Origin of the sequence: Micromonospora sp. D75, assembly GCF_018070405.1 — a bacterium.
Classification (GTDB): domain Bacteria; phylum Actinomycetota; class Actinomycetes; order Mycobacteriales; family Micromonosporaceae; genus Micromonospora; species Micromonospora chalcea.
This window is the reverse complement of the sequence record NZ_JAGPXV010000921.1, coordinates 1-1,631: the sequence shown is the minus strand read 5'-3', so window position 1 is coordinate 1,631 and position 1,631 is coordinate 1. Positions and strand designations below refer to the sequence as shown.

General features: G+C 71.9%; 1 protein-coding gene and 1 tRNA gene. Both read left to right on the top strand.

Features of this window, described 5'->3' with window-relative positions:
- Positions 1-67 precede the first annotated feature (67 nt).
- Positions 68-140, top strand: a tRNA-Asn gene (locus KBX39_RS30705).
- 174 nt (positions 141-314) lie between these two features.
- Positions 315-1,631, top strand: a 1,317-nt coding sequence (locus KBX39_RS30700) for an MMPL family transporter (protein WP_210873894.1), incomplete at its 3' end; no start/stop codon positions are given.

Genomic DNA, 1,631 nt, shown 5'->3' with positions numbered 1-1,631 from the left:
CCCCCGATGTCCTGTACTCTTGTCCCCGTCGCACGGAGCGGAGAGATCCGATCCGAGCGGTGCACGGTCCCCTGTAGCTCAATTGGCAGAGCAGCCGGCTGTTAACCGGCAGGTTATTGGTTCGAGTCCAATCGGGGGAGCTTCGCTCCACGTCACGCCCGTCGGCCCTGCCGGCGGGCGTTTCCCGTTCCGGCCCCTCGCGTGTCCCGGCTGCCCGGTTTCCGCCCGCGAGTCGTCAGTCGCCCGGCAGGATGGTCGGCGTCGACCTAGACTCCCGCTGCGTCGATTGTTGCGTCGATTTGAGGACGGTGGAGATGGCCGCAGGACGCAGCCGCTGGACCGCGACGCTGATCGCGGTAGCCGTGGTGCTCGGCTGGCTGATCATCGGCGGCGTCGCCGGGCCGTACTCGGGCAAGCTCGGCGAGGTCTCCACCAACGACAACGCCTCCTTCCTGCCGGCCGACGCCGAGGCCACCCGCGCGCAGGACCTGGCCGCCGGATTCGTCGACCGGGAGACCACGCCGGCGCTCGTGGTCTACGAACGCGCCGGTGGCCTCACCCCGGCCGACCAGCAACGGATCCAGGCCGACGCGGCCCGCTTCGCCGACGTACCGGGCGTGGTCGGCCCGCTGCCGCCACCGGTCGTCAGCCAGGACCGGCAGGCCGCCCAGGTGATCGTGCCGATCGACAGCGGCGAGGGCGAACAGATCCGCGCGGTGGTGGAACGCCTGCGCGACATCGCCGGCCCGGACCGCGACGGGCTCACCGTCGACGTCGCCGGACCCGCCGGGCTGCTCGGCGACCTCATCGAGGTGTTCGGCGCGATCGACGGACCGCTGCTGCTCGTCACCCTCACCGTGGTCCTGGTCATCCTCCTCGTCGTCTACCGCAGCCCGGTGCTGTGGATCTTCCCGCTGCTGGCCGCCGGGATGTCGTACTCGCTGGCGGCCGTCTTCGTCTACCTGCTCGCCGACCACGACATCGTCAAGCTCAACGGGCAGGCGCAGGGCATCCTCACCGTGCTCGTGTTCGGCGCCGGCACCGACTACGCGCTGCTGCTCATCGCCCGCTACCGGGAGGAACTGCACCGGCACGAGCGGCCCTGGGACGCGATGAAGACCGCCTGGAAGGGCGCCGCGCCGGCCATCGTCGCCTCCGGCGCCACAGTCATCGTCAGCCTGCTCTGCCTGCTGCTGTCCAGTCTCAACTCCAACCGGGCGCTCGGCCCGGTGAGCGCCGTCGGCATCGCCGCCACGCTGCTGGTGATGCTCACGTTCCTGCCCGCGCTGCTGGTCCTCGGCGGCAGGTGGGCGTTCTGGCCCCGGCGGCCCCGGCACGACGAGGCCGACCCGCGCGCCGAGCACGGCATCTGGGCGCGGATCGCCGGCTTCGTGGCGCGCCGCTCCCGTACGGTCTGGGTCGTCACCGCCGTGGCGCTCGCCGTGCTCGCGATCGGGGTGACCCAGCTCGGCGCCACCACGCTCGGCCAGTCCCAGCTGTTCACCCAGCGCACCGACTCGGTGGCCGGGCAGGAGGTCATCGACAGGCACTTCCCGGCCGGCACCGGCAGCCCCGCCACCATCTTCACCACCCAGGACACCGCGCGGCAGGTCGCCCAGGTGGCGCAGGGC